Genomic DNA, 24,504 nt, shown 5'->3' on the forward strand with positions numbered 1-24,504 from the left:
GAGGGACTCCCGCGCCTGCCACGCCTGAACGGCCGAGCGTTCGCTGTCAACGAGTACGGACCGCCTCCGACGTGACCGTTTCCGGCAAGTCGGTGTGCACCTCGGGGCGGTCCTGCGCCATCGGCACGCTCAGCACCATGGTCAGGCCACCGCCGGGGGTGTCCTCCGCGGTGAGGGTGCCGCCGGTCGCCTCGGCGAAGCCGCGGGCGACCGCGAGGCCGAGCCCGACGCCGTTGCCGCGCGGGACGTCGCCGTAGCGCTGGAAGGGTTCGAAGATGCGGTCCTTGGCCTCGTCGGGGACGCCTGGGCCGCGGTCCACGACCCGGACTTCCACGCGGTCGGCTATGGCGCTCGCCGACACCAGAACCCTCTCGCCCGGCGGGCTGTACTTGACGGCGTTTTCCACCACGTTGGCCACCGACCGTTCCAGCAGGCCCTTGTCCACGGCGACCATGGGCAGCGTCTCGGGGACGTCCAGGTCCACGCTGTCGTCGGGAACGCCGCCGAGCGCCATCGGGATCACCTCGTCGAGGTCGGTCTCGCGGACGATGGGAGTGACCATGCCGGTCTGCAGGCGTGACATGTCCAGCAGGTTGCCCACCAGGTGATCAAGGCGGTCGGCGCCCTCCTCGATCGCCTCCAGCAGCTCCGCCTGATCCTCCTCCGACCACTCGACATCGTCCGAACGCAGGGTGGAAACCGCCGCCTTGATGCCGGCCAGCGGGGTGCGCAGATCATGGCTGACGGCGGCCAGCAGGGCGGTGCGAATGCGGTTGCCCTCGGCCAGTTCCTTGGCCTGGTCGGCCTCGTGCTGAAGGCGCCGGCGGTCCAGGACCACGGCGGCCTGGGCGGCGAAGGCGGCCAGGACCCGACGGTCCTCGGCGGGCAGGACGCGGCCGGAGAGGGCGAGGGACATGTGGTCGCTGACGGGGACGTCGACGTCCGCCTCCTCGGGGGCGGCGCAGGGGCGCGGGCCCACACTGCCCGCGCAGGTCCACGGGGCCACGTCGCTCTCGCGTTCCAGCAGGGCGGCCGATTCCATGCCGAAGGTCTCGCGGACCCGTTCGAGGAGTGCCTCGAGGCTGGTCTCACCGCGTAGGACGTTGCCGGCGAGGAAGGACAGTATCTCCGCCTCGGCGCGCAGGCGGGCCGCCTGCTGGGTGCGTCGGGCGGCCAGGTCGACCACGGAGGCGACGGACACCGCTACGCCGACGAAGACCACGATGGCGACGATGTTCTTCGGGTCGGCGATGGTGAAGGTGTGGAAGGGCGGGGTGAAGAACCAGTTCAGCAGCAGGGACCCGGCCGCCGCCGAGGCCAGCGCCGGGTAGAGCCCGCCGAGCAGGGCCGCCGCCACTGTCATGGTCAGGAAGAGCAGCATGTCGTTGGCGAGTCCCACGTCCGGGAAGACGCTGCTGAGCGGCCAGGTCAGCAGGGCGGGTCCGCCGAGGCCCACCAGCCAGCCCCAGATCAGCCGGGAGCGGCCGAGCCGTGCGCCCTGGGCGACGGGTAGGCCGCGTCCCTTGCCCGCCTCGTCGTGGGTGATCAGGTGGACGTCGAGGTCGGGGCCCGAGTCCCGGGCGACTGTCGCGCCGACGCCGGGTCCGAGGACGTACTGCCAGCTCTTGCGGCGGGAGACGCCCAGGACGATCTGGGTGGCGTTCACCCCGCGGGCGAAGTCCAGCAGCGCGACGGGTATGTCGTCCCCGACGACCTGGTGGAAAGTGCCGCCCAGGTCCTCCGCCAGGGTGCGCTGGACGGCCAGTTCCTTGGGCGAGGCGGAGGTCAGGCCGTCGCTGCTGGAGACGTAGACCGCCAGCACCTCGCCCCCGGCGCCCTTCTCCGCCAGGCGCGCGGCCCGCCGTATCAGGGTCCTGCCCTCGGGGCCACCGGTCAGGCCGACCACGATCCGCTCCCGTGAGCCCCAGATCGCCGACACCTGGTGCTGGCTGCGGTACTCGTTGAGGTATTCGTCGACCCGGTCGGCCACCCACAGCAGCGCCAGTTCCCGCAGCGCGGTGAGGTTGCCCGGCCGGAAGTAGTTGGAGAGGGCCGCGTCGATCTTGTCCGACTTGTAGATGTTGCCGTGCGCCATGCGCCGGCGCAGGGCCTCGGGCGACATGTCGACCAGCTCGATCTGATCCGCCCGCCGCACGACTTCGTCAGGGACCGTCTCCCGCTGCCGTACGCCCGTGATCGACTCGACGACGTCACCCAGGGACTCCAGGTGCTGGATGTTGACGGTGGAGACCACATTGATCCCCGCTTCCAGCAGTTCCTCCACGTCCTGCCACCGCTTGGTGTTGCGGGAGCCGGGGACGTTGGTGTGGGCCAACTCGTCCACCAGCGCCACCTTCGGATGCCGGGCCAGGACCGCGTCGACGTCCATCTCGGTGAAGGCCGTGTCCCGGTACTCGATCTCCCGACGCGGCACCTGCTCCAGGCCGTGCAGCATCACCTCGGTGCGTGGGCGGTTGTGGTGCTCCACGAAGGCCACCACGCAGTCGGTGCCCCGCTCGATGCGACGGTGTGCCTCGGACAGCATCGCGTACGTCTTGCCGACGCCGGGTGCCGCGCCGAGGTAGATCCGGAGCTTGCCGCGTGCCATGTCGTCCCTCGGTCAGGCTTCGAAGCGGTAGCCCATGCCGGGCTCGGTGATCAGATAGCGGGGGTGGGAGGGGTCCTTCTCCAGTTTCCGCCGCAGCTGGGCCATGTAGACCCGAAGGTAATTGCTCTTGTTGGGCTGCGAGATGCCCCAGACTTCCTGGAGGAGGTGCTTCTGGGTGATCAGCTGGCCCGGATGGGTCACCAGGATCTCCAGAAGGTGCCACTCGGTCGGAGTGAGCCGCACGTCCTGCCCGCCCCGGACGACTTTCTTTGCGAGCAGGTCGATGCTGAAGTCCTCCGTCTCGACCAGCGCGGTCTCCGGGGCGAGCGGGGCTTCCTCGGTACGGCGGACGGCGGCCCGCAGCCGGGCCAGCAGTTCGTCCATGCTGAACGGCTTGGTGATGTAGTCGTCAGCGCCGGCGTCGAGCGCGGCCACCTTCTCGTCGGACGTCTGCCGGGCAGAGAGCACCAGGATCGGTACGCGGGTCCAGCCGCGCAGGGCCTTGATGACCTCGACGCCGTCCATGTCGGGCAGGCCGAGGTCCACAAACACCACGTCGGGCTGACGTGCGGCAGCGAGCCGCAGGGCCGTGGTCCCGTCGGGGGCCGCATCCACGCCGTAGTGACGCGCCTGCAAATTGATCCTGAGGGCCCGAACGAGCTGCGGGTCGTCCTCCACCAGGAGCACCCAGGTCATGGGCGTGCGCCTTTCCTGTCGTACGTGGGCCATGGGTGTCGGATGCACTGCCGTTGCCTTCCTCGGCTGCATGACGGCGGGAGCCGGCCAGGCCAGGATCGCTCCCGGGCTGCCGACTCCCTCCTGCGCCTCATCGCCATCAGCTCCTGGCCACGAGGCCCTTCAGCGCGATGTTGAGTTCGAGGACGTTCACGCGGGGTTCGCCGATGAAGCCGAGGGAACGGCCCTCGGTGTGCTTGTCCACGAGCTTCTGCACCTCGGCGACCGGAAGGCCGTTCTTCTCCGCGACGCGGTGCACCTGGAGCTCGGCGTACTGCGGGGAGATGTCCGGGTCCAGGCCGGAGGCGGAGGAGGTGACCGCGTCGGCGGGCACCTGCGAGGGCCTGACCGTGTAGCCGGGCACCGAGTTGTCCTTGACGACCGCGGCCTTGGCCGCCTCGACCTGCTTGATGAGGTCCTTGTTGTCGGCCGATAGGTTGGTCGCGCCGGACAGCAGCAGCTTGTACTGGGTGTTCACGCTGTTCGTGCCCAGGCCGTTCGCCGGGCGGCCCTGGAACCACTTCAGGTCCGGCTCCGGGGTCTCCTGCCCCTTCTCCAACGGCAGGGTGTACGACTGCCCGATCAGGGACGAGCCGACGACCTTGCCGCCCGCCTTGACCTCGGAGCCGTTCGCCTTGTCGTTGAACAGCGCCTGCGCCACGCCGGTGACGACCAGTGGGTAGATGACACCGGTCACCAGGGTCAGCACGAGGAGGGCGCGCAGGCCCGCCCCCAGCAACCGGGCCGTGTTCGCAACGGAGGTGTTCATGTCGTTCATCCGATCCCGGGGATAAGGGAGATGAGCAGGTCGAGGAGCTTGATGCCGATGAAGGGAGCGACGAGGCCGCCGAGGCCGTAGATCCCGAGGTTGCGCCGGAGCATCTTGTCGGCGCTCACCGGCCGGTACTGCACGCCCTTCAGGGCAAGCGGCACCAGCGCGATGATGATCAGCGCGTTGAAGACGACCGCGGACAGGATCGCGGAGTCCGGCGAGGACAGCTGCATGATGTTGAGCTTGTCCAGACCCGGGTAGACCGCCGCGAACAGCGCCGGGATGATCGCGAAGTACTTCGCGACGTCGTTGGCTATGGAGAACGTGGTGAGCGCGCCCCGGGTGATCAGGAGCTGTTTGCCGATCTCGACGATCTCGATGAGCTTGGTCGGGTTGGAGTCGAGGTCGACCATGTTGCCGGCCTCCTTGGCGGCCGACGTACCGGTGTTCATGGCCACGCCGACGTCCGCCTGGGCGAGCGCGGGTGCGTCGTTGGTGCCGTCGCCGGTCATGGCGACGAGCTTGCCGCCCGCCTGCTCGCGCTTGATGAGGGCCATCTTGTCCTCGGGGGTGGCCTCGGCGAGGAAGTCGTCGACGCCCGCCTCCTCCGCGATCGCCTTGGCCGTCAGCGGGTTGTCGCCCGTGATCATGACGGTCTTGATGCCCATGCGGCGCAGTTCCTCGAACCGCTCCCGCATGCCGTCCTTGACGACGTCCTTGAGGTGGATGACCCCCAGGACGCGGGCGCCCCGGCCGTCCTGGACGGCCACGAGCAGCGGGGTGCCGCCTGCCTCGGAGATGCGGTGGGCGATGGCGTCCGCGTCCTCGGCGACCGTGCCGCCCTGCTCCTCGACCCAGGCGATGACCGAACCGCCGGCGCCCTTGCGGATCTTCCGGCCGTCCACGTCGACGCCCGACATCCGGGTCTGGGCGGTGAAGGCGATCCATTCGGCGCCGACCAGCTCGCCCTGATGCCGCTCGCGTAGGCCGTACTTCTCCTTGGCGAGTACGACGATGGAGCGGCCCTCCGGGGTCTCGTCGGCCAGTGACGACAGCTGGGCCGCGTCCGCCACCTCGGCCTCGTTCGTGCCGCGCACCGGCAGGAACTCCGCCGCCTGCCGGTTGCCGAGGGTGATGGTGCCGGTCTTGTCCAGCAGCAGCGTGGAGACGTCACCGGCGGCCTCGACCGCCCGGCCGGACATGGCGAGCACGTTGCGTTGCACCAGCCGGTCCATGCCCGCGATGCCGATCGCCGACAGCAGCGCGCCGATCGTGGTCGGGATGAGGCAGACCAGCAGCGCCACCAGCACGACCATCGTCAGGTGGGTGCCCGCGTAGTCGGCGAACGGCGGCAGCGTCGCCACCGCCAGCAGGAACACGATGGTCAGCGACGCCAGCAGGATGTTCAGCGCGATCTCGTTCGGCGTCTTCTGCCGAGCCGCGCCCTCGACCAGATTGATCATCCGGTCGATGAAGGTCTCGCCCGGTTTCGTCATGATCTTGATGACGATGCGGTCGGACAGCACCTTCGTGCCGCCGGTGACGGCGGACCGGTCGCCACCCGACTCGCGGATGACCGGAGCCGACTCGCCGGTGATGGCGGACTCATCCACCGAGGCGACCCCCTCGATGACGTCCCCGTCACCGGGGATGACGTCGCCCGCCTCGCAGACGACCAGGTCGCCGACCTTCAACTCCGTACCCGGCACATGTTCCTCGCGGTCCCCCACGAGACGGCGGGCGACGGTGTCGGCCTTGGCCTGGCGCAGGGTGTCGGCCTGGGCCTTGCCGCGGCCCTCGGCGACCGCCTCCGCCAGGTTGGCGAAGACCACGGTCAGCCACAGCCACGCGCTGATCGCCCAGCCGAACCAGTCGCCCGGGTCCTTGAATGAGAAGACGGTGGTCAGCACCGAGCCGATCCACACCACGAACATCACGGGCGACTTGACCTGCACCCGCGGGTCCAGCTTGCGGAAGGCGTCCGGCAACGACCTGACCAGCTGCTTGGGGTCGAAGAGGCCCGCCCCGACACGTCCCTCGGCGGGCTTGTGTCCGGTCGGTGCGTCCTGGTGCGGCGCAAGAGTGGGAGTGGACATGGAGTCCTCGTGCTTCTTGGTGTCCGTGGTCATGCCGCCAACCCCTCGGCGAGCGGGCCCAGCGCCAGGGCCGGGAAGTACGTCAGACCGGTGATGATCAGGATCGCGCCCACCAGCAGGCCGGTGAACAGCGGCTTCTCGGTGCGCAGGGTGCCCGCAGTCACCGGCACCGGCTTCTGCTCGGCAAGCGAGCCGGCAAGCGCCAGCACGAACACCATCGGCAGGAAGCGGCCCAGCAGCATGGCGAGTCCGGTCATGGTGTTGTACCAGTCGGTGTTCGCGTTCAGGCCGGCGAAGGCCGAGCCGTTGTTGTTCGACGCGGAGGTGAAGGCGTACAGCACCTCGGAGAAGCCGTGCGCGCCGGAGTTGAGCATGGAGTGCGGCGGGGTCGGCAGCGCCATGGAGGCCGCGGTGAAGACCAGGACCAGCGCCGGGGTGATGAGGATGTAACAGGCCGCCAGCTTGATCTCGAGGGTGCCGATCTTCTTGCCTAGGTACTCCGGCGTACGGCCCACCATCAGACCGGCGATGAACACCGCGATGACCGCCATGACCAGCATGCCGTAGAGGCCGGATCCGACACCGCCGGGCGCGATCTCGCCCAGCATCATGCCCAGCATGGTGATGCCACCGCCCAGGCCGGTGAAGGAGGAGTGGAAGGAGTCCACCGCACCGGTCGAGGTGAGCGTCGTCGACACCGCGAAGATCGACGAGGAACCGACGCCGAAGCGGACCTCCTTGCCCTCCATCGCCCCGCCCGCGATCTGCAGCGCGCCCTCGTGGTGGGCGAACTCGGTCCACATCATCAGGGCGACGAAGCCGACCCAGATGGTCGCCATCGTGGCGAGGATCGCGTACCCCTGCTTCACGCTGCCGACCATCACGCCGAACGTCCGGGTCAGCGAAAACGGGATCACCAGCAGCAGGAAGATCTCGAACAGGTTCGTGAACGGCGTCGGATTCTCGAACGGATGCGCCGAGTTGGCGTTGAAATAGCCGCCGCCGTTGGTGCCGAACTCCTTGATGGCCTCCTGCGAGGCGACCGCACCGCCGTTCCACTGCTGCGAGCCGCCCATGCTGTGCCCATTGAAGAATTGCCCGACCTCATGGATCCCGGAGAAGTTCTGGATGACACCGCACGCCACCAGCACCACGGCGGCGATCGCCGCACCCGGCAGCAGGATGCGCGTGACACCACGCACCAGGTCCGACCAGAAGTTGCCGAGCTCACCGCCCCGCGACCGGGCGAAACCGCGCACCAGCGCCACCGCGACCGCCATGCCGACCGCGGCCGACACGAAGTTCTGTACGGCCAGCCCGGCGGTCTGCACGACGTGCCCCATGGCCTGCTCGCCGTAGTACGACTGCCAGTTGGTGTTGGTGACGAAGGACGCGGCGGTGTTGAACGCTTGCGCCGGGGTGATCGAGGAGAAGCCGAGCGAAGCGGGCAGGACGCCCTGGAGCCGCTGGAGCAGGTACAGGAAGAGGACGCTGACGACCGAGAAGGCCAGCACGCCGCGCAGGTACGCCGGCCAGCGCATCTCGGTGTCGGGGTCGGCACCTATGCCCTTGTAGATCCATCTCTCGACCCGCCAGTGCCGGTCGGAGGAGTAGACCTTGGCCATGTAGTTGCCAAGGGGGATGTAGGCGAGCGCCAGCGCGGCGATCAGCGCCAGCAGCTGGAGCACTCCAGCCAGCACGGGACCGATGTCTCCCGCTGCGGTAGCAGCTGATGTCACCGTCAGAACCTCTCCGGGAAGATCAGGGCCAGGACGAGATAACCCAGCAGGGCGACGGCCACGACCAGGCCGACGACGTTCTCGGCGGTCACAGCTTCGTCACCCCTTTGGCGACGAGAGCCACGAGCGCGAATACCGCGACCGTGGTGAGGACGAAGGCCGCATCGGCCATCGGGTGCTCCTGGAATGAGGTGATCCGGCAGGGACGCTTAGAAAGGAAACCGCCCCCCATGGCCGGATTCCACCGCCGTTGACGGGTCCCTGACGGCGGCCCGCCAATCCTTGACGGGACTCTTACGACGACGGAGACACAGGCACTCAGCCGGAACCGCAGTCGGCGGACGTCTGCCTCCGTCGCCGCCGCAAGGAGAAGACCCACCGCGCCGCCGGCCCAGCCGGGGCTGACGCGGCGATCGCTGCTCCGCCACAGGGGCACCGTCATCGGCGGGTGACAAGCTTGGTCGTCGGCTCGCCGCCGCTCCGGATGAGGCTGGTTACGTCTCCAGCCGATGCCTTTGAACACCCGTGTGGCCGATTCCACACCCCACAGCCGGAGACCTCGCCACCTTGCCGCGCCGTCCGGGTGCGCCCGCCGACCTTAACGCGGTCTTGACGCCTTCCGACGAGTGAGGCGTAGGCCCACGTGTCACTCTCCGCTTACGCTGATCAGACCGTCCGCGTGATGGCCGGACCCACGCTGAGCCGCACCTTGGGAGAGCACGTCGATGGCCACCACCGAACGTCCGCCCGCGAGCCGTCTGCGGACGTGGCTCCTGGAAGGACTGTCCGACATGGGCAAAGGCGGCGGCCGCACGGGGCCGCACGCCGAGCCCGAGCCCGAGCCCGAGCCCGCGCACAAGGGTCAGCGCTGGTATCGCGTGATGTGCCTGACCGGTGTCGACTACTTCTCGACCCTCGGCTACCAGCCGGGCATCGCCGCCCTGGCCGCTGGCTTGCTGTCACCGATAGCGACCATCGTGCTCGTCATCGTCACGTTGGCGGGCGCCCTGCCCGTCTACCGGCGGGTCGCCGAGGAGAGTCCCCACGGCGAGGGTTCGATCGCGATGCTGGAGCGGCTGCTCTCGTTCTGGCAGGGCAAGCTGTTCGTGCTGACCCTGCTCGGCTTCGCAGCGACCGACTTCCTGATCACCATCACCCTGTCGGCGGCCGACGCCTCCACCCACCTGATCGAGAACCCGCACCTGACCGATGTCCTGCACGGCCAGCAGATGGTGATCACCCTCATCCTGGTGGCGCTGCTCGGCGCGGTGTTCCTCAAGGGCTTCCTGGAGGCGATCGGCGTCGCGGTGGCGCTGGTGGTGACCTATCTGGGCCTCAACGCCGTCGTCGTGGTCGTCGGCTTCTGGCACGTGATCGCCGAGGGCCACGTGGTCACCGACTGGTCCAGCGCCCTGACCGCCGAGCACGGCAACGTCTTCGTCATGATCGGCGTGTCCCTGATCGTCTTCCCGAAGCTGGCGCTCGGCCTGTCCGGCTTCGAGACCGGCGTCGCGGTGATGCCGCACGTCAAGGGCGACCCGGGCGACACCGAGGAGGAGCCGAAGGGTCGCATCCGGGACACCAAGAAGCTGCTCACGGCCGCCGCGCTGATCATGAGTGTCTTCCTGATCACCACCAGCTTCATCACCACCGTGCTGATCCCGGAGAAGGAGTTCGAGGACGGCGGCAAGGCCAACGGACGCGCGCTGGCATACCTGGCGCACCAGTACCTCGGCAACGGCTTCGGCACCCTCTACGACATATCGACCATCGCCATCCTGTGGTTCGCGGGCGCCTCCGCCATGGCCGGGCTGCTCAACCTGATGCCCCGCTATCTGCCCCGCTACGGCATGGCCCCGCAGTGGGCCCGCGCGGTGCGCCCCATGGTCATCACATTCACCCTGGTCGCCTTCCTGGTGACCTGGATCTTCGACGCCGACGTCAACGCCCAGGGCGGCGCCTACGCCACCGGCGTGCTAGTGCTGATGTCCTCCGCCGCGATCGCGGCGACCATCGCCGCGCGCAAGGCCGGCCAGCGCGGCTGGACCATCACCTTCGCCGTCATCGGGGTGGTCCTGCTCTACGTCACGGTCGCGAACGTCATCGAACGCCCCGACGGCGTGAAGATCGGCGCCTGCTTCATCGCCGGCATCATCCTGATCTCGCTGCTGTCCCGGCTGGCCCGCGCCTTCGAACTCCGCGTGACCAGCGTGACGATGGACGACATGGCGGAGCGCTTCGTCCGGGACATGTCCCACCGCCGTATCCGCTTCATCGCCAACGAGCCCGACCGGCGCGACAAGGCCGAGTACCGCGACAAGACCGAGCAGATACGCAACGACAACGACCTGCCGGAGCAGGAGGACTTCGTCTTCGTTGAGGTGACCGTCACCGACCCGTCCGAGTTCGAGGCCGGCCTGACCGTACGCGGCGAGGTCCTGCACAATCGCTACCGCGTCCTGACGCTTGAGTCCTCCTCCATCCCCAACGGCCTGGCCGCCCTCCTCCTCCACGTCCGCGACACAACCAACTGCATCCCGCACATCTACTTCGAGTGGACCGAGGGCACGCCCTTCGCCAACTTCCTGCGCTTCTTCCTCTTCGGCCAGGGCGAGGTCGCTCCAGTCACCCGCGAGGTTCTCCGCGAGGCAGAGCCGAAACGGCAACAGCGGCCCAGGGTCCACGTCGGCTGACCGAGACGCAGGGCGTCAGGATCCCGTCAAGAACCGGCCACCTGGCGTAAGAGCACCGTTAACGGCAGGTGCCCCGGTCCCCGTCTCGACCTACCGTCGGCCGTATGCGCAGCAGCAGTCCCCCCGCCCCGGCCGACGACCGCCACTGGCGCGGCAGCGCCTGGTTCGCGACCGTCTGCGCCCTCGTCTTCGCCGCCCTGGCCCTCCTCCTCGACTGGGACGCGGGCACCCTGGCCGCATCCCGCGCCCTGCTGTGGACCGCTCTGTCCGCCACGCTCTTCGCCGTCCTGTTGCCGCAGCACGTCAGCGCCGGCCCCGGCTGGCTTGCCGTACGCGGCCCGCTGCGCCGCCAGGTGATACGAACCGATGCGTTGACCTCCGTATGGCAGTACGGCGACGTCAGCCCTCACCTCGTCCTCCGGGACGCATACGGCCGGCGCCTGGAACTCGACCCTCGCGTCCTCGCCGCCAACCCCCTGCTGTGGCACGAACTCGACAGGGGCGTCCGCCGCTCCCTCGAACACGGGATCCTCCTCCAGGGAGCGGACATCCTGGAACGTCTGGGCCACCAGATCGACGACACCACTGCGCAGGCGGTACTCAGCGCATCGGGAATGTCGTAAGGAGGCCCCTGTCACCGGGCCGCGCTCGCCCGACATCCGACGACAGGTCCTTCTGGGAGCGGCTGGAAGCCGGCCCGCTCCCCGAGCCCTCCCCACACCACTAGCCGGTCGAACGCGAGCCGAACGGGACTGGCTACGGACTCGCCCGTGCCCTCTCCGCCGCAGGTGGGAACGCCCCGCAGGCGTGAGCGGATGGCGTGACACGAGCGCCACCTGATCGCGCTCCGGGGCGGAGGCGTGAGCGAGACCAGCGTGCCGGACGGCAGGCAGACAGTACGTTGAATCCAGCGGGATCGGGCCCGCATCACAGTGTCGGGGAGGTGCTTCATGACGGCCGAGATGGTGGCCCCGGCGTGGATGCATGAGCAGATCACGGCAGAGGAGTACGAGTCCTGGTCCGAAGAGCAGTGCGCCGGCATTGAGATCGTGGACGGGATGGTCGTCGTGAGTCCGAGTGCGTCCAAGCGGCACAACCGGCTGGCCAGGCCGAGGCCGATCACACGAACCGCGTCGACTCGTCGCTGCTTCCTCTGAACTGGCTGCTTGGCCCAGGAACGGGTGGGATTCTCCGACGGATTCGAGTAGGAGGTACGGCGCTGCGCGGCTGCGCCGTACCATCACGGGCGGGGATCGCCTACGTGGTCAGGCTTCTCGCATCGGGAGCCTGCTTGACGGGCCTGCGGACCGTGCGCTTCCCATCGATGATCCACTCGCTCGCCCACTCCGCCGACATCAGTGCCCCCTCCTGCCAGCCAGGTAGTGCGGACGCCTGGTCGCCGATCACGAAGAAGTTGTCCTGGCCCTGTGGATAGATCACCGTCGCGTACATCTTCTTGTGCTCCGGGTCGTTCCCGCGCCAGTCGGCCCACGCACCCAGTTGGTAGGGCACCCTTTTCCATGCGATCGACATGCCGAGCCGGTCGGGGACGATGGCGTTGCTGGCGAACTCGTCATGCAGCTTCGTCGCAGCTGTGCGGGCCACGCTCAGCCGCTCCTGATGTGGGCGGTTGCCGAGCGCGATTGCGTTCTCGTACTGGTTGTACGCGCCGGTCAGCGTGCCTTTGCCCGTGGCTGAGAAATAGTCGTTGGATGGATACCAGATCTGCTCGATCTCGTGATCGATCCTGCTGATGCCTCCGTAGATCTGATACTTGTCCGACTCCCAGAAGCGCTGGTTGGCCTGCCAGCCGACCTTGCAGGCGTCCGCGAAGGGCGCGCCCCGGACGGCGGACATGAAGTCGTCGGAGAAGTTGCGGAGAGTGACTTGTTTGCGCAACACCGACATCGGGATGTTGCTCAGGCAGTAGTCAAATCGCTGACTACGCTCCGTGCCGCCTTCGGTCCAGTTGACGCTCACCGCGCTGCCGTCCAGGGCGATTTCATGGACGGGCGCCTCGTAGGTGATCGTGCCGTCCGGCAGTGCGGCGGCCGCGCGGCGCCAGATGGAGTCCATGCCGCCGACCGGCTGGAACGACGTGGTGTGCCAGTGAAACTTGGAGTCCTGATAGAAATTGTCCTCCCAGAACTCACTCGCCAGCAGATCCTTGAGGAGCAGTGGATCGACCGGCTCCTCCATCTGCAGGACCGTCGGGGTCCTGGCCAGACCGGAACGCGTGGAGCCCACGTAGCTCCTGTCGGTGGGGTCGAGTGCGCCGAACTCGACGAGAAGATCACCGAACCGTTCGCGCTGCGCGGGGGTCAGCCCGTCTTCGGCCTGCGTTCCCTTTTGCAGGGCCTGAGTGAGGTACTCGGCGATGTAGCCACGGGTGTCGTTGGCGATCCGGCGATTGGGTTTGGGCGTGCCACCCCATGCCTTGTCGGTCTGGTACAGGTTGGCTGTGGTGGTGTGGATGTACGGCTCCAGCGGAACCTTGTGCTTGCGGCAAAAACCGAGAACCCGCCGGTTCCAGTACGGGATGCGGCCGGCGCCGAGGTTGAGATAGAGGTTCGTGTCGAACTGGCAGGTCTGGCTCAGAACCGAACCGTCGTCCCCCACTTCGCTGACCTCGACGCCTGGGCGGGCGGTCAGCGTGCGACCCCCCACCCGGTTCTGGGCTTCCAGCACCGTCACCCGGTAGCCCGCCTCCGAGAACCGGATCGCGGACGCCAGGCCGGCGGGGCCGGCGCCGAGGATGACCACCGTCTTGCCGTTGTCCACCTTCCTGACCGGTTTCGTCAGCCCGTCGGTGGCAGCCGCCGCAGACGCCGGCACGGCTCCGGTCATGACCTGCGCCAGTGTCGCCGAGGCAGCGGCGGCCCCGGCCATGCTCAGGAAGTGACGACGCGAGGCACCCTCGCCCGACTGATCCATCGTTGCGCTCCTCCAGCCATGTCGTTCAGGAAAACTACAGAGAGCAACGAATATCACGCAGTGTCACCTGAAGAAAGCGTCGCGTTACGACACGCCGCCCTCCGCGAACGGCCCCTTGCGGCCACGGTGGTTTTGGGCAGGCTCTCCGCGAGAACGCCGAGCCACTGAACAGCCCAGCACCAGCGGCTCCAAAACACGGAAGTCGCCCGAAGTCGGCGGGCAGGGCCAGTCGGCCCCTCCGTGATCGGCACGGTCACCTCGGGCCGCAGTCCGTCTCAGTTTCCGTCTCGTTCAGCCCCGTTCACAGCCGTTCAGAGAAGACCGCACTACTCGGCCGCGCTCAGCCCGCAAGCTGGTGGACACGCATCAGACCAGTTCGGCTTGCGGTTCCGGTTGCCGTGCTGGTGCGGTTCTTGCTTCCCACAGGGCGACGGTCCTTACGTATCCGTAGATCACAGAGGTCATCGCCAGCATGAGAAGTGGGCCGGACAGCCACGGATGCCTGGCCATCTCCAACGGCAGATAGCGGTAGGACACCAAGAGCGCCGCGAAGACGGTTGCGCCGTAGGCGACCAGCTGGATCCCTGACCTGTCCCAGCCGCGGTCGAGCGAGCGCAGAGCTGCCTCGATCGTGAGCGTGAACACCACGCCGGCGATGAGGTCGGCGCCGTAGTGGTAGCCGAATCCCAGCGTTGCGGTGAGCGTGGCCATCAGCCAGAACGTTCCCGCGAATCGCAGCATCCATGGGCCCTTCCGGGAATGGATGAAGATCGCGGTAGCCCACGCCGTGTGCAGGCTGGGCATGCAGTTCCGTGGGGTGATGTCGTCGAATGGCATGTGGTTCGGGGCATTGATCGGCGGCGGCGTTTGCGGCCAAAGGTCGGCCACCGCCCATTGCTCGCTGGGCGGCGTTGGCGACCACAGGCTGACCGCCGCCCAGTGCTCGGCGCCGGTGCCGTAGGCGAAGACCGGTCCGACCACCGGGAAGATCATGTAGATGGTGGGCCCGAGGAGGCCGATCACCAGAAAAGTGCGCACCAGATGGTGCGTCGGGAAGCGGCGCTCGACCGCCACGTTGCGCAGTTGGTACAGCGCGACGACGACCGCGGCCACCGCGAGCTGACCGTAGACGATGTCGAGAAAATTGAAGCCGATCGAGCCGGTGGCCGTGACAATCCGGCCTACCAGCCACGACGGGTCGCCCAGCGCTTGATCGGCGGTTGCCACGTACTGGTCGAGCACCGCCGGGCGCGTCTTGGAGGTGATGAGCAGCCAGGTGTCGCCGGTCTTGCGGCCGGCCACCAGCAGCAGGCCCAGCCCGACGCCCTTCAGCAGCAGGACCCGTTCTCGGCCGGTGCGGCGAGTGACTGCGATGACCGCACAGCCCAGAATCACCCACAACGCACCGTTGCCGAAGGGGTGGCCGTCGGTCACCTTGGCGTGGACCGCCCACCTGACCACCAGGAAGGCAACGTCGATACCGATCGCGGCACCGGCCGCGATGAACCGTTGCCGCCAGGTGAGCACCACCATCATCAACGCCATACCGGCGTACAACAGGAATCCGGATTTGGGGGGGAATATCACCTCGCGCACCTGGCTGGTGATCGGCCCCGGCAGGCCGTAGCGACGTGCGGCGACCTCCAACGCGATGAGGAATCCGAGGGCCGCGACACCCGCCACGGCCCAGAGTCTCGCCCGTGGTTGAGGCCACTCGGGGGCGGTTATTCTGCATTTTATTCGCGAAAAATCCCGAAAGGGTGTATATCTCAATTTTCGGCCGATTCCATAGAATTTAGTTAAAGATCAGAGTGAGTTTCGCTCGCCACCTTTCGGCCAGGGTCACTTACTCCCGCACGAAGAGCAGCCCGTCCGACGGGAGAAGATGGAAAGAACACAGTCCGGGTTCCCGCCACGGCTCCTGAATTGTCGAGATCGACGTCCAGTCGGCGGCGTATCCCTGGAACCTCATCCCACGAAGCCACGCAGGCCGCATCGGGCCAGGCTGGGGTCAAACCTAAACGTTCACGTCAGCCTGGTGATACGGCACCTGAGGCTGATCCCGGGGAGTGGACACCGCGGAGGACTGGGAGCGCGAGCCGTCGGACACGGCCGGTTCGGACACGGCCGGTTCGGACACAGCCGGTTCGGACACAGCCGGTTCGGACACAGCCGGTTCGGACACGGCCGGTTCGGACACGGCCGGTTCGGACACGGCCGGTTTGCGGAGCAGGAGCAACGCCGCGTCGTCGTGCAGGCGGCCGCCCACATGCGCCAGCAGTTCGTCATGGAGCGCGGTGAGGGTACGGGCCGGCTCGTCGGACAAGTGGCGCGCCAGGCCTTCGGCGAGCGGGTAGAACTCGCGGCCGTGGTCGCGGGCCTCGGTGACCCCGTCGGTGTAGAGCAGCAGTTGATCGCCGTCGGCGAAGGGCAGCACCTGGAGGGCGGGGGTCTCGCCCGTGAGGGCGCGCAGCCCGAGGGGCGGAGCCGGATGGGTGGGCTCCACCGCCTCCGCCGCAAGCCCGCGCACCGGCGCCCGCGTCCGGCGGACCCGCGTGCGGAGCACGGACGGCTCCCCGCCGAAGAAGCGGGGAGCCTGGGAGGCCGTACGGCAGTCCGCGGCGGCTACCGGGGCGCGACCGCGTCCTCGGGGCTCTTCGTGCGCATCCGCTCCCGGACCAGGGAGACCGCGATCACCAGAGCGGCCACGAGCACGGAGAGCAGCACCTGGCTCCGCCCGCCGCCCTCCTTGTCGTCGGTGAGCATGTAGAGGAGTACGAACGAGATCATCGCGATCGTCGCCCACGTGAGATACGGGAACAGCCACATCCGCACGACGAGCTTGTCCGGGTTCTCGCGCAGGATGATTCCCCGCATCCGTAGTTGCGAGAAGCAGATGACCAGCCATACGAAGAGCGCGACCGCGCCCGAGGAGTTCAGCAGGAACTGGAACACCGTGTCCGGCCACAGGTAGTTGAAGCCGACGGCCACGAAGCCGAAGGCCACGGAGGCCAGGATCGCGTTCTGCGGGACACCTCGCGCGTTCGTCCGCACGAAGGACCGCGGGGCGTCGCTGCGCTGCCCGAGGGAGAAGGCCATCCGGGAGGCGGTGTAGAGGCCGGAGTTGAGACAGGACAGCACGGCGGTCAGCACGATGAAGTTCATGATCTGGCCGGCGTGCGGGATGCCGATCGAGTCCAGGGCCGCGACGTACGAGCCCTTCTCGGCGATCGAGGGATCGTTCCACGGCAACAGGGTGACCACCACGAGGATCGAGCCGACGTAGAAGACGCCGACCCGCCAGATCACGCTCCGGGTGGCCTTGGCGACCGCCCGCCGCGCATCCGAGGACTCACCGGCGGCGAGGGTGACGATCTCGCTGCCCATGAAGGAGAAGACGACCAGCAGGATGCCGGTGAGGATCGCGCTCGGTCCGTTCGGCAGGAAGCCGCCGTGCTCGGTGAGGTTGCCGAAACCCGTCGCGGCATGGTCGGAGCCGGGCAGCACACCGAAGATCGCCAGGCCGCCGAGAATGATGAAGCCCCCGATGGCGACGACCTTGATGCCGGCGAACCAGAACTCGAACTCGCCGAAGGAACCGACCGAGATCAGGTTCGTGGCGGTGAGGACCACCATCACGATCAGTGCCCAGGCCCATTGCGGTACCGCCGGCACCCACCCTTCGAGGATCACGGCGCCGGCGGTCGCCTCCACGGCGAGTACGACGACCCAGAAGAACCAGTACAGCCAGCCGATCGAGAAGCCGGCCCAGCGGCCGAGCGCCCGGTCCGCGTAGGCGGAGAAGGAGCCGGAGCTCGGGTTGGCCGCGGCCATCTCGCCGAGCATGCGCATCACGAAGACGACCAGGGCGCCGACCAGTGCGTACGAGAGCAGGATGCCGGGCCCGGCGGCGGCGATCCCGGAGGCGGAGCCCACGAAGAGACCGGCGCCGATCACGCCGCCGATGGCGATCATGGACAGATGGCGGTTCTTCAGACCGGCCTGCAGACCTGCCTGCTGCTCCGGAGGCTGACCACGGGTGGGTGGAGCGCTGTCAGAGGCCAGGGAATCAGGGGGACGTGTAGTCATGTCGACATCCATGGGGTGGTTGGGACGGAGAGCCGTGCGGGGAGTGGCTGTCCGGATCGCCGGGTCGCCGGAGCGTTCGATCGCCGGAGCGGTGTGAGCAGCGGGGGGCCGGGCATGGCCTTGAAGATTCCCGAAAGCGATCACGTTGCGGGGCGCGGTATCCGGATGCCGTACAGGTGACGGGGTCGCCACCTGTACGTCCGTGCTTCGCTCCGTCTCCTCGTGAGAGGCGGTCCACATCACTTGCGGAAATGGATTTGCGCAAGCGTATGAGGGGTCATCGGGTGATGTGTTTGTGGAGGTCGACAGACTCGCCCTCGATGGCTGTGCGACTGGCCAATGCGGAAGCCGCATCGGATGGTGGGCGGCAGCCGGAGCGGGCGGTGGGCGGCAGCCGGATCACGTGGTGGGCGGCAGCCGCAGTTGGAGCATGGCGAGCAGACGCTGGTCGGGACGGCTCAGGTCGAGACCCGTCAGCTCCTCCGCCCGGCGAAGGCGGTACCGCAGCGTGTTGGGGTGCACATGCAGCTGGGCGGCGGCCGCCCGTACATCACCGAGGGAGTTCAGGTAGGTCAGGAGGGACTCGGCCAGACCGCTCTGGTGCCGGCTGTCGTGCGAGAGGAGGGCGGTCAGTCGCGGATCCCGTATCTCGGAGTGGGCGGAAAGCAGCGTCAGTACTTCGCTGACCAGTACTTCCGCCTGGATGTCCGGCAGCGCGGCCACCGGGGTGAACACGTCGGCCCCCACCATGGCGTCGAGGATGCGGTCGGCCTCGCGGCGTGACCGTGGGACGTCTCCGAGCCCGGGAACCACGCAACCGATCGAGCCGCGCAGCGGCAGACCCAGGTGGCGGCGTGCGGCGTCGGTGATCTCCTTGCCCCAGCCGCGCAGCGTGTCTGTGTCGATGCTGCGGGGCAGCTGGGGCAGGAGTACGTAGATGCGGGGATCGACCTGGGTGACCAGTGCGCTGCGGTGCCGGGCGGCGATGTGCACGGAGACCAGGTTGGTGACCTCGGTGTGCGTCAGCTCCGGTGCGGCGACGACCTCCGCTCTCTCGTACGCCTCCGTGGTCCCGTACGAGAAGCCCAGGACGGCGGCCGGGCGGGTCGCGTCGAATCCCAGGTGGGTGGCGAGCGGCTGCGGCCCGGTGCTCCCCTCCAGCAGTCCGGCCAGCAGGGTCCGGGTGAACGTCAGGTCCTCCGGGAGCTCCCGGCGGCGGCGCACCAGGTGGAGGGCTGCGACCCGGGCGGCACCCAGCAGCGCCTGCTCCGAGCGTTCGGACAGCGCCGTCGATCCCTCCTGCACCCAGATGGTCCCCAGTTGCCGGTCCCCGGACCGGATGGCCACCGCGAGCCGGCGGCGGATCCCCAGCTCGGGGTGGCTGTCGATACTGATCACCTCGTCGCTGGAGTGCAGGTGCTGGAACACGCCCCACTCGCGCAGCTTCGCCAGATACGCCTCCGGTCCCTGCCAGCCGAGGATGGAGCGCCGCCGAAGGTCGTCGATCTCGTCGGAGTCGGTGGAACGGGAGTACGCCAGCACCCGGTTGGCGGCGTCCTCGATGCTGACGATGCCACTGGTCAGGACGGCGGTGGTCTGGGCGAGCGAGAACAGGTCACCCTCCTCGGCTCCTTCGCCGGGCCGAGCCGGCGGCGCGTCGTCGAGGGCTGCGCGGGCCAGCGCGTTCACCTGTTCCCAGCGCGCTTCGCTGCGCAACGAGAGCAGGGCGACCCCTGCCTCGGCGGCGGTCTCGCTGACGGCCGCGGCCTGGCCGGGACCGTCCAGCTTGACCACGGCGGCGGCTGCTCCGTCGCGCCCGGCGGCCCGCAGCGCCGGACAGGCGGCTCGGCCACGGGCACCGATGACCAGGACCAGCTCGCCCGGCCGGGCGGTCGGCGGATCCTCGGGGTCGAGCAGGGCGACGCCGCGGATCTCGACATCCAGTCCGGCGGGCGCGGCCTGCACCTCCACCAGCGAATCCCCCAGGGCCATCAGCAACTGACGCAGGCTGATGCCCGCTGTGAGCGGAGGTACCTCGGCCGGATCCATGATCGTCGCCTCTACTGGGAGCCACGCCGGAGCCCTGGTGCTCCTCGCGAGCTGGAGTACGACCCCGAGACTAGTAGGGCTCGGTCAGGCCGCTCGGCACGCACCGTCCGGTCGGTCGCGCGGGATCAGAGCCCGCATGCCATCAGGAACGGCAGCAGCGCACCGACGACCGTCGCCGCGACCCCGCCCAGCCAGGCCGCCCGATGCGGCCGGGACTGCGGGATGAGGACGCGGCGCAGTCGGATGAGGGTGCCGGCGCCGCCCGCGCCGAGGGCCGCCTGCGGTGCCGGGGCCGACCCGACCTCGCACATCGCGGTGGCGAGGACTTCGCGCGGATGGAGCCGCAGGGCGCGGTCGTCCGCGATCATCTCCACCAGCAGAGCCGTCTGCTCCTTGGCGTACCGAGCGAGCGGCAGGCCGGGGAAGGCACGGGAGAACGCCTCCACCAGTACCTGGAGCAGATGGTGCCGGCCCTCGATGTGCGCGCGCTCGTGTTCCAGGACGGCCCTCAACTGCGCCTCGGACAGGACGTCCAGGGCACCCCGGGTGATGACGACACGACGGCAGCGGCCGGGCAGGCAATAGACGGCCGGAACGCCGTAGTCCACGACGGTGGCGCCGAGTTCGGGAGCGGGCTCGCCGACGAGGGCAAGCGCGTCGAGGTGTCGCCGCCGCGCTCGGCGAGCCCGCCATGCGCAGTACAGCAACCAGCCGAAGGGCAGCAGGACGATCACCATGGGAACGACGAACGCCAGGGCATCGACCGAAACGGGCGCGGTCCCGCCCGCCGGGGCGTGGTCGGTCAGCGCGCATCCGATGAGCAGGCCGACAAAGCCGTCGTGCGCATGAGGCGCCGCGTGCATCACGTGGTGTACGGAGAGCGCGGTGGTGACGACGAACGTCGCCATGAGCCCGTGCCAGACGAAGACCGCGAGAACCGGTGCCCGATGAGGCCACCGTGCCCGCGACAGCAGGGACGGCACCGTGACACCCACCAGGATCGCGTATCCGGCCAGCACCACGGCTGGGATCATGCCTCGCCCCGCCTCTTCACCGCTCGGAGCGCCGAGCGCAGGGCGTTCGCCTCCTCCGGCGTCATCTGTTCCAGGAAACTGACCAGGGTTCCGGCCGGATCCGGGTTGCCGCCGAGCGCCTCCTGCATCAGCGACGCCGTGTACTGCTGACGGGTGCAGGTGGGTGTGTACACCCAGGCCCGTCCCTCCTTGTGCCGCTTGAGCAGGCCCTTGCGGTACAGGATGTCGGCCACGGTCTTGACCGTGCTGTAGGCGATGGGCCGCTGCTTGTTGATGTCGGTCAGGACGTCACGCGCGGTGGCCGGTCGCCCCCAGGCCCACAGGCGGTACATGATCTCCGCCTCGAGCTCACCCAGCTGACGCACGACCGCCCCCTTCGCTCCCGGAACGCGACTCCAGCGTCTCCGGTGTCTCCAGCGACTCCTTCGCGTGGACGTTCATCGTAGTGCGCGGCGCTCCCGCGTCCGTCCCACGGATGACGAAGCGGCCCCCACCGGGTTCTTGGGTCCCGGTGGGGGCCGTTCGGCACCGGTGGAAGGGGTCAGGCCGTTCGCCGCGGCCGGCCCGCCCTCACCCGCTCGATCATTGCCGCCCGGTGTACTTGAAGATGTAGAGCCCGTAGTCGCGGTCGGACGCGGCGACGTACTCCTGGCCCGCGAAGTCGAAGGTCTGCACTCCCCAGAAGTTGTTGCCGCCCTTGTCGATGTAGTGGCCCACCTCGACGAGACCGTTGTTCTTGACCTTCGTGACCCGGAAGCCACCCGCGTAGTAGGCGAAGTACGCGAGGTCCGGGCGGACCTGCGAGGTCGCCACCTCGTGAACCGACAGGTCACCGAAGCCCGAGGCGTACGCCGGATCGTGTGCCTCCGGGACCGCGTACGTGTCGAGTTCGGTCATCTTGCCGCGCTCGTTGCGGTACAGGTGCGCGTAACCCCAGCCGTCGAAGTGGGAGGCGAAGGTGAGCTGGTCGCCCGTGGTGCCCACGGGGACCGGCAGGGTCTGCGGTCCCGTACCCGCGAGGCAGTCGGCATCGCTGTAGGCCTGGTCGAAGATCGCGAAGCCCTGGCCGCGCGGCGCGACGCCGAAGGTGGGCAGGGTGCCCTCGACGCTCATGCCGGACTGCGCGTCGCAGGCGTCGGTGCCGGTGCGGTTGAAGACGAGGATCGCGTCGTAGCCGCCCGCGGCCTCGACGTTCGCGGCCTTCTCGGTGAAGGTGCACACACCGCGCTCGACGACGGCGACGTCCACCGTGGCCGGGTCGCCGGCGGGCACTGCCGTGTCGCCGTTGCAGGCGGTACCGACGTACACCGAGCCGCCGGTGATCGTGCGGCCCGGTTCGAGGGGGATGCCCTGCCCCGCTGTCACGGCGGTGGCGTCGGTGACGTTGCGGGCCGACAGCGCGTACGGGCCGAAGTCCTCGTCGGCGCCGATGACATAGCGGTTGTCGAGGGTGAACTCGGCCTGGTGGCCGTTGCCTTCGGGCGCCACGGTGAGACCGCTCTCGGCCGCCTCGGGGTCGGGGTCGGCGAAGTCGGTGTCGCCGATGTACTTGATCTTCTTCGGGTCGGTCACGTCGAGCATGACGTAGCCGGCGTCCCAGTAGGAGGCGACCATGATCTGCCGGCCGTTGATCCGCTTGACGACCATGTCGTGCAGGAAGATCTCGGTGAGGTTGGCCGGTGCCGCCTGGACGATCTGCGGGAAGGTCTCGTCGAGGTCGTACTCGGCGACGAGCGTGGCCTTCGTCGGGTCGGTGATGTCCATGATGTCGACGTCGGCGCCCTCTTCGTTGTCGACGAGGACGGCGTACGCCTTGTCGCCCGCGTCCCAGGCGTAGACGCTGTGGATCTCGCGGGCCAGGTCGGTCGTCTCGTCGCCGAGGGTGAAGTCGCCGACGCCGTTGGCCAGGGTCTTGGGGTGGGTCGGGTCCGTGACGTCGTAGATGTTCATGCCGCCCACGCCGCCGTCGCCGCAGATCTCGTTGTTGGTGACGAGGATGTCGCCGTTGAAGGCGGGCGTGCTGACGTGGATGGTCTGGATGCCTTCGCCCGGGGCGCTGCCCGTCTGCGGAATGAAGGCGGCCTTCTTCGGCTTGCCGGGGTTACGGATGTCGACCACGTGCACGCCGGTGTTGTCGCAGCCCACGCCGCCCCAGGAAGCGAGGTAGGCGTATCCCTTGAAGACCCCGACGTCCGCGATCTTGCCCTCCACGGTGTCGAGTTGGAGCTTGCTGACGAGGCGAACGTTGTCGCTGCTCGCCGGCAGGTGTCCGTCGGTCCCCCCGTGCTGGTCGTGGTCGTGGGTGGTCTGTGCGTTGTCGATGGCGCCGTCCGTGGAGCCGACGCCGTCGTGGGCCTGGGCCACGCCGGTCGTCCCGGCCGCCAGCAGCGATGCGACCACGACGAAGGCGCCGGCTATCTGTCTGCCCTTGTTGCGCATGTTCCATCCCCCTGCCTGTGCGGACGTGTCCGCACGCGGATGACGAGGCGGTGCCCGGCCGATCGGGCCGGGCACCGGGACCGTACTTCTCCCGTGACCCACGGGGGAAGCCGTTTAACACGAACGTATTTAACAGTCGGTGAGGCCTACGCGCCCTTCCGCGGGTCGGGCGTCAGCCGGCCCACGTCACGAACGTGATCACGGCGTTGCCCTTGCCGAAGTCGCGGACGTACGTGTCCCCGTGGGCGCTGTGTGCCACCCGCTTGCCCCAACTCGCCCTGCCGTTGCCGACCGTCTGCACGGCCGCGGACTGGTCGACCGTGCTGGTCGAGTCCAAGTGCGCGTAGATGGACTGCAGTTCGTCGTAGTCGTGCGCGTTGGGGTGGAGGTTGCCGGGCGGTCCGTCGGGGTTGTTCGTGTAGTCCATGCAGGTGCCCAGGTTCGGGTTGGTCTGGTCCTCGTCCTGATGGTCCAGGCCGAAGGTGTGCCCGACCTCCTGGCACATCACCAGTGATTTCCAGGACGCGGTGTTGTACGTCGCGGTGTTGAAGTACGTGTCGTTGACCTTGACCGTGCCCGAGGTGATGTGGGTGCCGCCGGTCACCGATATCGAGGCGAGGCCCAGCCAGCCGTTGCTGCCGTAGGTTCTGTTGCACACCTCGACCCGGCCGCTGGTGGCCCGGCAGCTGTTGTTCGACTGCCCCGCCACCACAGTGGTGTCGAGCACCGAGGACGTGGACCAGTCGCTCGACGCCGTGCTCAGGTAACTCTTCCAGCCGGAGCCGAGGTTGTCGCCGAGCTTGACGGTGAAGGGGTTGGCGGTGCGGGCCCAGTGGTAGCCGCCCCAGGAGTGGTTGGCCTGGGCGGATGTGGCGAACGTCAGGGTGGCGGCGGCCGCGGTCGCGGCAGCGGCAAGCAGCTTCAGGCGCATGAGGGATCTCCTCGGTGATCGGAGGGGGGAAGCCACAGTGCGACCCCGGATGCGCCCCTTCATCGACGGCACAGCCAAGATCGCTCGCGAACTACCTTGCGGTGGTGCGGTGGTGACTGACCGTGCGGGCCGGACGGCATACAAAAGCCCCCGTGGGGGCGTGCCGGTGGGGTTCCAGTCGATTCGAGTGGCTCGAATCGCTAGAAGCGTAGGCCAGGACTCCGATCTTTGTCATGCACATCTCGGTCAAAAAACTGCCAAGCCATTTAACAGGCAGGACGATCCGAGAGAGCGCCAGTCCCGTCATCAGCCGGCCAGTAGCCCGCGGGCATGCCTGATCCCTCCCCGTTCGCCGTCCCCACCCGCTTCGACGGTGCCCGGGACC

17 protein-coding genes and 2 pseudogenes are annotated in these 24,504 nt (G+C 68.4%); 3 read left to right on the forward strand and 16 right to left on the reverse strand.

The genetic code is table 11. The features are described 5' to 3' along the window. Positions 1-46: 46 nt before the first annotated feature. From ACFYO2_RS29660 to ACFYO2_RS29690, 7 genes are all read right to left on the reverse strand, one after another. Positions 47-2,608, reverse strand: a complete 2,562-nt coding sequence (locus ACFYO2_RS29660) for a DUF4118 domain-containing protein (protein WP_388355174.1) — start codon at positions 2,606-2,608, stop codon at positions 47-49. Positions 2,609-2,620: 12 nt separating this feature from the next. After that, on the reverse strand, positions 2,621-3,304 hold the full coding sequence (locus tag ACFYO2_RS29665; RefSeq protein ID WP_388355176.1) for a response regulator: 684 nt from the start codon (positions 3,302-3,304) through the stop codon (positions 2,621-2,623). Between the two features lie 139 nt (positions 3,305-3,443). Then, the gene (locus tag ACFYO2_RS29670; protein WP_388355178.1) at positions 3,444-4,112 is read right to left on the reverse strand and encodes a potassium-transporting ATPase subunit C; all 669 of its coding nucleotides are present in this window, start codon (positions 4,110-4,112) and stop codon (positions 3,444-3,446) included. A 5-nt stretch (positions 4,113-4,117) separates the two neighbouring features. Then, on the reverse strand, positions 4,118-6,244 hold the full coding sequence (kdpB, locus tag ACFYO2_RS29675) for a potassium-transporting ATPase subunit KdpB (RefSeq protein WP_388355180.1): 2,127 nt from the start codon (positions 6,242-6,244) through the stop codon (positions 4,118-4,120). Further along, the gene (kdpA, locus tag ACFYO2_RS29680; RefSeq protein WP_388355436.1) at positions 6,241-7,920 is read right to left on the reverse strand and encodes a potassium-transporting ATPase subunit KdpA; all 1,680 of its coding nucleotides are present in this window, start codon (positions 7,918-7,920) and stop codon (positions 6,241-6,243) included. The genes kdpB and kdpA overlap by 4 nt, the downstream gene beginning before the upstream one ends. Positions 7,921-7,952: 32 nt before the next feature. Continuing rightward, on the reverse strand, positions 7,953-8,042 hold the full coding sequence (gene kdpF / locus ACFYO2_RS29685; RefSeq protein WP_009326374.1) for a K(+)-transporting ATPase subunit F: 90 nt from the start codon (positions 8,040-8,042) through the stop codon (positions 7,953-7,955). Further along, positions 8,039-8,182 carry a hypothetical protein gene (locus tag ACFYO2_RS29690; RefSeq protein ID WP_388355182.1) on the reverse strand — a complete coding sequence of 48 codons (144 nt, stop codon included), beginning with the start codon at positions 8,180-8,182 and terminating at the stop codon, positions 8,039-8,041. The genes kdpF and ACFYO2_RS29690 overlap by 4 nt, the downstream gene beginning before the upstream one ends. 493 nt (positions 8,183-8,675) lie before the next feature. Here ACFYO2_RS29690 and ACFYO2_RS29695 point away from each other — a divergent pair, with 493 nt between their 5' ends. The 3 genes and pseudogenes from ACFYO2_RS29695 to ACFYO2_RS29705 all read left to right on the forward strand — a co-directional run. After that, positions 8,676-10,643 (forward strand): amino acid transporter, encoded by a 1,968-nt coding sequence (locus ACFYO2_RS29695; protein ID WP_388355184.1) that lies wholly within the window; start codon positions 8,676-8,678, stop codon positions 10,641-10,643. 104 nt (positions 10,644-10,747) lie between these two features. Further along, positions 10,748-11,266, forward strand: coding sequence for a hypothetical protein (locus ACFYO2_RS29700; RefSeq protein WP_388355186.1), 519 nt, complete (start codon positions 10,748-10,750; stop codon positions 11,264-11,266). Between the two features lie 327 nt (positions 11,267-11,593). Beyond that, a pseudogene (locus ACFYO2_RS29705) lies at positions 11,594-11,752 on the forward strand (Uma2 family endonuclease); the annotation flags it as partial. Positions 11,753-11,900: 148 nt separating this feature from the next. Here ACFYO2_RS29705 and ACFYO2_RS29710 read toward each other — a convergent pair. From ACFYO2_RS29710 to ACFYO2_RS29750, 9 genes and pseudogenes are all read right to left on the reverse strand, one after another. Next, positions 11,901-13,577, reverse strand: a complete 1,677-nt coding sequence (locus ACFYO2_RS29710) for a flavin monoamine oxidase family protein (RefSeq protein ID WP_388355188.1) — start codon at positions 13,575-13,577, stop codon at positions 11,901-11,903. A gap of 366 nt (positions 13,578-13,943) precedes the next feature. Beyond that, positions 13,944-15,260, reverse strand: a complete 1,317-nt coding sequence (locus ACFYO2_RS29715) for a phosphatase PAP2 family protein (RefSeq protein ID WP_388355190.1) — start codon at positions 15,258-15,260, stop codon at positions 13,944-13,946. Positions 15,261-15,777: 517 nt separating this feature from the next. Beyond that, positions 15,778-16,086, reverse strand: a pseudogene (locus ACFYO2_RS29720) (SpoIIE family protein phosphatase); the annotation flags it as partial. Between the two features lie 116 nt (positions 16,087-16,202). Beyond that, positions 16,203-17,666: an amino acid permease gene (locus tag ACFYO2_RS29725; protein WP_388355191.1), complete on the reverse strand. Its 1,464-nt coding sequence runs from the start codon at positions 17,664-17,666 to the stop codon at positions 16,203-16,205. A 399-nt stretch (positions 17,667-18,065) separates the two neighbouring features. Beyond that, positions 18,066-19,715, reverse strand: a complete 1,650-nt coding sequence (locus ACFYO2_RS29730) for a PucR family transcriptional regulator (RefSeq protein ID WP_388355192.1) — start codon at positions 19,713-19,715, stop codon at positions 18,066-18,068. Between the two features lie 125 nt (positions 19,716-19,840). Beyond that, positions 19,841-20,749 carry a M56 family metallopeptidase gene (locus ACFYO2_RS29735; RefSeq protein ID WP_388355193.1) on the reverse strand — a complete coding sequence of 303 codons (909 nt, stop codon included), beginning with the start codon at positions 20,747-20,749 and terminating at the stop codon, positions 19,841-19,843. Further along, on the reverse strand, positions 20,746-21,114 hold the full coding sequence (locus ACFYO2_RS29740) for a BlaI/MecI/CopY family transcriptional regulator (protein ID WP_388355195.1): 369 nt from the start codon (positions 21,112-21,114) through the stop codon (positions 20,746-20,748). The genes ACFYO2_RS29735 and ACFYO2_RS29740 overlap by 4 nt, the downstream gene beginning before the upstream one ends. 217 nt (positions 21,115-21,331) lie before the next feature. Next, complete coding sequence (locus tag ACFYO2_RS29745) at positions 21,332-23,188, reverse strand: PA domain-containing protein (protein WP_388355197.1); 1,857 nt, start codon at positions 23,186-23,188, stop codon at positions 21,332-21,334. Positions 23,189-23,360: 172 nt separating this feature from the next. Continuing rightward, a complete protein-coding gene (locus ACFYO2_RS29750) occupies positions 23,361-24,119 on the reverse strand; it encodes a hypothetical protein (RefSeq protein ID WP_388355198.1) in 759 nt (252 codons plus the stop codon). Positions 24,120-24,504 lie beyond the last annotated feature (385 nt).

Source organism: Streptomyces sp. NPDC006602 (assembly GCF_042870385.1).
Lineage (GTDB): Bacteria > Actinomycetota > Actinomycetes > Streptomycetales > Streptomycetaceae > Streptomyces.

Coding starts and splice junctions, on each gene's coding strand:
- kdpB (WP_388355180.1), bottom strand. CDS start 6,244: ATGACCACGGACACCAAGAAGCACGAGGACTCCATGTCCACTCCCACT.
- ACFYO2_RS29700 (WP_388355186.1), top strand. CDS start 10,748: ATGCGCAGCAGCAGTCCCCCCGCCCCGGCCGACGACCGCCACTGGCGC.
- ACFYO2_RS29745 (WP_388355197.1), bottom strand. CDS start 23,188: ATGCGCAACAAGGGCAGACAGATAGCCGGCGCCTTCGTCGTGGTCGCA.
- ACFYO2_RS29690 (WP_388355182.1), bottom strand. CDS start 8,182: ATGGGGGGCGGTTTCCTTTCTAAGCGTCCCTGCCGGATCACCTCATTC.
- ACFYO2_RS29695 (WP_388355184.1), top strand. CDS start 8,676: ATGGCCACCACCGAACGTCCGCCCGCGAGCCGTCTGCGGACGTGGCTC.
- ACFYO2_RS29725 (WP_388355191.1), bottom strand. CDS start 17,666: ATGACTACACGTCCCCCTGATTCCCTGGCCTCTGACAGCGCTCCACCC.
- ACFYO2_RS29670 (WP_388355178.1), bottom strand. CDS start 4,112: ATGAACACCTCCGTTGCGAACACGGCCCGGTTGCTGGGGGCGGGCCTG.
- ACFYO2_RS29735 (WP_388355193.1), bottom strand. CDS start 20,749: ATGATCCCAGCCGTGGTGCTGGCCGGATACGCGATCCTGGTGGGTGTC.
- ACFYO2_RS29660 (WP_388355174.1), bottom strand. CDS start 2,608: ATGGCACGCGGCAAGCTCCGGATCTACCTCGGCGCGGCACCCGGCGTC.
- ACFYO2_RS29665 (WP_388355176.1), bottom strand. CDS start 3,304: ATGACCTGGGTGCTCCTGGTGGAGGACGACCCGCAGCTCGTTCGGGCC.
- ACFYO2_RS29750 (WP_388355198.1), bottom strand. CDS start 24,119: ATGCGCCTGAAGCTGCTTGCCGCTGCCGCGACCGCGGCCGCCGCCACC.
- ACFYO2_RS29710 (WP_388355188.1), bottom strand. CDS start 13,577: ATGGATCAGTCGGGCGAGGGTGCCTCGCGTCGTCACTTCCTGAGCATG.
- ACFYO2_RS29730 (WP_388355192.1), bottom strand. CDS start 19,715: ATGGATCCGGCCGAGGTACCTCCGCTCACAGCGGGCATCAGCCTGCGT.